Here is a 4,562-nt window from a genome sequence, read left to right on the forward strand (position 1 = left end):
CGGCTTCAACGCCGGCTCGGCGTTCGAGGCCAGTTCGCGCGCGGTGGGCGCGGTGCTGGCGACACAGGTGGCGGCCAGCGCAAGCGCCTTCGTCTGGGGCCTGTGCGAGTACGTGAAGCGCGGCCAGATGAGTGTGCTCGGCATGGCCACCGGCGCGATCGCCGGCCTGATCGCGATCACCCCGGCGTCCGGCTACGTCGGCATTCTTGGCGCGCTGGGCATCGGCACAGCCGCCAGCGTGATCTGCTTCTTCGCGGTGACCAACTTCAAGTCGCGCACCGGCATCGACGACACGCTGGACGTATTCGCGCTGCACGGTGTGGGTGGTCTGGTGGGTACGGTGCTGGTGCCGGTGTTTGCGCTGCCGGCGATTGCTCCCGTGACTGCCTCGGTCTGGACCAACGCCATCGGCGCTGTCGCTGTACTGGCCTATGCCGGCAGCATGACCGCCGTGATCATGCTGGTGGTGAAGGTGGTGGTCGGTCTGCGGGTGGACGACAAGTCCGAACGCCTGGGACTGGACATCACGCAGCACGGCGAAATGATCGCGCCGAACTGATTGCGCAGGACCCACAACCATGTCGGAACCGCTCACGCCCTCTTCGGGCGACAGCCTGATGAACTATGCCTTGCGCATGGTCATTCCGATCAGGAGGGAGTTCGGGCGGTCGCTGGATGTTCAGCACTTCCTGCACGACCTGGCCTATGCCAAGGAAGTGCTTGACGAGGCCCGCCAGAGCCAGAACCCCAGACTGCGCGAGTACGCGGAGTACCTGAACAGCCACATGCTGGGACCTCGCAATGCGTCGGCGCCGGCGCCGGGTGTCTCGCAGCGACTGGCCGCCGGGACTGCCAGCGCCCCCCCGTCCAGCGCACAGAGCAGGGCCACGCAGGCCAGTGAAGACGACGAGGCCAAGCGCCTGATGCTGGCCAAATACCGGTCCGGGCTTCGGTGACGCGGTTCGCTCCCGACGCCGCCCGACCTGGCGCCAGCTGGGCATGAAGGACCTGGACGCGCTGTTCCTGCGCGGAAGGTAAGGTTTTTTTGCCCTGGGGTGAACTTTCGCGGCCGGCCTCGCATCATTCTTTGGCATGAAACGCCTGATCACCCTCCTGCTGCTCGCCGCCGCCGTGCTCGCCGGCTGTGCTTCCCTTGACGAACGCCAGCGCGGCTGGATCTTCCAGCCCTCGGACCGCAGCTGGTGGCGCGGTGAGGAGGCCGCCGCCGGCATGCAGGACGTGTGGATCGACTTTGCATCGAAGGAAACGGGCACACCGGCCAGGCTGCACGGTCTCTGGAGCCCGCACGAGCGCTTCGACAAGGATTCAAAAGCCCCGGTCCTGCTCTATCTGCACGGCGCACGCTTCAACGTGGTGGGCTCGGCCTTCCGGGCCCGGCGCATGCAGGAGCTGGGTTTCTCGGTGCTGGCGGTGGACTACCGGGGCTTCGGCAAGAGCACGAACGAGCTGCCGTCCGAGACCCTGGCCTACGAAGACGCCCGCGCCGCCTGGGACTGGCTGGCCCGGCAATACCCAGACCGGCCGCGCTACATCTTCGGGCACTCGCTGGGCGGCGCCATCGCGATCGAACTGGCGGCCCAGGTGAACGATGAAACGGGGACGCTGGTCGAAGGCACCTTCACCTCGATCCCCGACGTGGTCAGTTCGTACAAGTGGGGCTGGCTGCCGGTGGGACCGCTGATCACGCAGCGCTTCGAAGCGATCGAGCGGGTGAAGCAGATCGGCTCGCCGCTGCTGGTGGTGCACGGCAGCGAAGACAACACCATCAAGCCCGAACTCGGGCGCCGGCTCTACGACGCGGCGACCGGCAGGAAGAGTTTCGTGCTGGTCGAAGGCGGGTCTCACCACAACACCAACGCCGTGGGCCAGCCGCAGTACCGGGTCGCGCTGGCCGAGCTGTTCGGGATGAAGTAAGCCCCCCCGCGCCGCCTTCGGCGTCACCCTCCAGGGGGCAACGCGGTGCGGCCCGGCAAAGGCGGTTCCGCCGCGCTCTGGTCGCATGCACGTCGCGCCGGTCGAACATGGGGCGGTCTGCTACCCTCAGCCGGATGTCCGCCTCCCGTTCCGCCATGTCGCCCAGCCTGATCGTGCTGGTGCTGTCCCTGCTGCTGGGCCTGCAACCGGTCACCACCGATCTCTACCTGCCCGCCCTGCCTTCCATCACCCAGGGTTTCGGTGCCGGCATGCCGCAGGCCCAGCTCACGCTGACCGCGCTGCTGCTGGCCTTCGGTCTCTCTCAACTGGTCTGGGGTCCGCTGTCGGACCGGTTCGGGCGCCGGCCGGTGCTGCTGGGCGGCACGGCGCTGTATGTGCTGGCCGCCGTGGGCAGCACGTTTTCCGCTTCGATGGACCAGCTGATCGCCTGGCGCGTCCTGCAAGGCATCGCGATGGGCGCGGGCGTGATGTGCGCGCGCGCCGTGGTGCGCGACCTGTACGCGCCGGTTGATGGGGCGCGGGTGATGTCCAAGGGGCTGACCGGCCTGGGCGTGATCGCCTGCGCGAGTGCGCCGGTCGGTGGACTGCTGGCCGACTTCGCGGGCTGGCGCATGGCGCTGATGGCACTGGCCGTGTTCGGCGCCGGCACGCTGGCGCTGCTGGCCTGGCGCTTCGAGGAAACGCTGGCACAGAAAAACCCGCGTGCGCTGGAGCCGCTGACGCTGCTGCGCACCTGGGGCACGATCCTGCGCCACCCGACCTTCTGGGCTTTCACCCTGCTTTCGGCCACTTCCTACGGCGGCCTGTTCACCTTCCTCGCGGCCTCGTCCTTCGTCTTCATCGGTGTGCTCGGCCTGGGCAAGACCGCCTACGGCCTGCTGATGCTGGTGATGTCGCTGTCCTACATCGCCGGCACCTTCATCTGCCGCCGGCTGCTGCCGCGCCTGGGCGTGCGCCGCACGGTCGCCATCGCCGGCATATGCACCCTGATCGCGGGCAGCACCATGGGCGGTCTCGCGCTGGCCGGCGTGCAGCACCCGGCCGCGATCCTCGGCCCTTTCATCCTGTTCATGCTCGGCCACGGCGTGCACCAGCCCTGCGGCCAGAGCGGTGCCGTCGGCCCGTTCCCGCACGCGGCCGGCGCGGCCTCGGCCATGAGCGGCTTCCTGATGATGTTGACCGCCTTCTTCATGGGCGGCTGGCTCGGCAAAAGCCTGGCCGAAAGCCCCGGCAGCGTACGGCCGTTGACCGACGGCCTCTGGTTCTGGAGCGTGCTGATCGCACTGACCGCCTGGACACTGGTGCAGAGGCATGGCGAGGTGAAGGTGCCACCGGTGCGTGTCTCTCCCGGGGCGAGCGATGCCCGCTGAGCCGGTGAGCTGCATTGCGCTGGCCGGACCCACGGCCAGTGGTAAGAGCGCGGCGGCGCTCGCCATCGCGCAGCGCTGGCCGGTCGAGATCATCAGCGTCGACTCGGCCCTGGTTTACCGCGGCATGGACATCGGCACCGCCAAGCCGAGCGCCGCGGAACGCGCGGCTGCGCCGCACCACCTGATCGACATCACCGATCCGCTCCACGCCTACAGCGCCGCCGGGTTCGTGCGCGACGCCCAGCGCCTGATCGGCGAGATCACCGCGCGCGGGCGCACCCCGCTGCTGGTGGGCGGCACCATGCTGTATTTCAAGGCGCTGATGCAGGGCCTGGACGACATGCCGCGCGCCGACGCCGACGTGCGACAGCGCATCGAAGCGGCAGCGGCCTCGCACGGCTGGCCCGCGATGCACGCCGAACTGGCCAGGGTCGATCCGGTCACGGCCGCGCGCCTGGCCCCGGCCGACTCGCAGCGCATCCAGCGCGCGCTGGAGGTGTTCGAGGTCTCGGGCCGGCCGATCTCGGCGTTCCAGACCGGGGACGCGCGCACGGCCGACAACCCGATCCTGGGCGGCGCCTTCATCAGCCTGGAGCCGGCCGACCGCGCCTGGCTGCACGGCCGCATCGCACAACGCTTCGACGCCATGCTGGCGAGCGGTTTCGTCGACGAAATGCGGCGCCTGCGCGCGCGCGGCGACCTGCACCCCGACCTGCCCTCGATGCGCTGCGTCGGCTACCGCCAGGCCTGGGAGGCGCTCGATGCGGCGGGCGACGCGACGCTGTCACCGACCCAGCTGACCGAGCTGCGCGACCGCGGCATTTTCGCCACCCGCCAGCTCGCCAAGCGCCAGATCACCTGGCTGCGCTCGATGCCGCAGCGGTGCGTGATCGGCTGCGACGCGCCGGATGCGCCGGACCGGGTCTTGTCAGCGGTCAGCGACCTGCTGGGTTCACCTGGGCGATGATCCGGCCATGTGGCAACGCCTCTTGAACCTGCTGCCCCCGGCCCTGCGCTGCTACTGCAGCTTTGGCCACGCGCTGTGGCTGGCCGTGCTGATCGCCGTGTTCCTGATCTGGGGGCATGGGGCATGAGCCTGGTGATCACCGCGCTGGGCAAACGCTACGGCGACACACCGGTCTTCTCCAACGTCTCGCTCAATGTCGCGCCGGGCGAGTTCGTCGCCATCGTCGGCGAGTCGGGCGTGGGCAAGTCCAGCCTGCTCAACTGCATGGC

General features: G+C 69.2%; 6 protein-coding genes. All 6 read left to right on the forward strand.

The genetic code is table 11. From position 1 onward, the window contains the following. Positions 1–559, forward strand: a 559-nt coding sequence (locus AC5IG3_RS07530) for an ammonium transporter (RefSeq protein WP_491905680.1), incomplete at its 5' end; no start/stop codon positions are given. Positions 560–578: 19 nt separating this feature from the next. Continuing rightward, positions 579–956, forward strand: a complete 378-nt coding sequence (locus tag AC5IG3_RS07535; RefSeq protein WP_491905681.1) for a hypothetical protein — start codon at positions 579–581, stop codon at positions 954–956. Positions 957–1,092: 136 nt separating this feature from the next. After that, entirely contained in the window at positions 1,093–1,935 is an 843-nt protein-coding gene (locus tag AC5IG3_RS07540) for an alpha/beta hydrolase (RefSeq protein WP_491905682.1), read from the forward strand. 134 nt (positions 1,936–2,069) lie between these two features. After that, complete coding sequence (locus tag AC5IG3_RS07545) at positions 2,070–3,326, forward strand: Bcr/CflA family efflux MFS transporter (RefSeq protein ID WP_491905683.1); 1,257 nt, start codon at positions 2,070–2,072, stop codon at positions 3,324–3,326. Continuing rightward, positions 3,316–4,293 carry a tRNA (adenosine(37)-N6)-dimethylallyltransferase MiaA gene (gene miaA / locus AC5IG3_RS07550; RefSeq protein ID WP_491905684.1) on the forward strand — a complete coding sequence of 326 codons (978 nt, stop codon included), beginning with the start codon at positions 3,316–3,318 and terminating at the stop codon, positions 4,291–4,293. The genes AC5IG3_RS07545 and miaA overlap by 11 nt, the downstream gene beginning before the upstream one ends. 123 nt (positions 4,294–4,416) lie before the next feature. Continuing rightward, positions 4,417–4,562: ATP-binding cassette domain-containing protein (locus AC5IG3_RS07555; RefSeq protein WP_491905685.1), on the forward strand; the 146-nt coding region annotated here is incomplete at its 3' end.

The organism is Leptothrix sp. (in: b-proteobacteria), assembly GCF_965250675.1.
In the GTDB taxonomy this organism is placed as follows: Bacteria; Pseudomonadota; Gammaproteobacteria; order Burkholderiales; family Burkholderiaceae_C; genus Sphaerotilus.

Coding starts and splice junctions, on each gene's coding strand:
- miaA (WP_491905684.1), top strand. CDS start 3,316: ATGCCCGCTGAGCCGGTGAGCTGCATTGCGCTGGCCGGACCCACGGCC.
- AC5IG3_RS07535 (WP_491905681.1), top strand. CDS start 579: ATGTCGGAACCGCTCACGCCCTCTTCGGGCGACAGCCTGATGAACTAT.
- AC5IG3_RS07545 (WP_491905683.1), top strand. CDS start 2,070: ATGTCCGCCTCCCGTTCCGCCATGTCGCCCAGCCTGATCGTGCTGGTG.
- AC5IG3_RS07540 (WP_491905682.1), top strand. CDS start 1,093: ATGAAACGCCTGATCACCCTCCTGCTGCTCGCCGCCGCCGTGCTCGCC.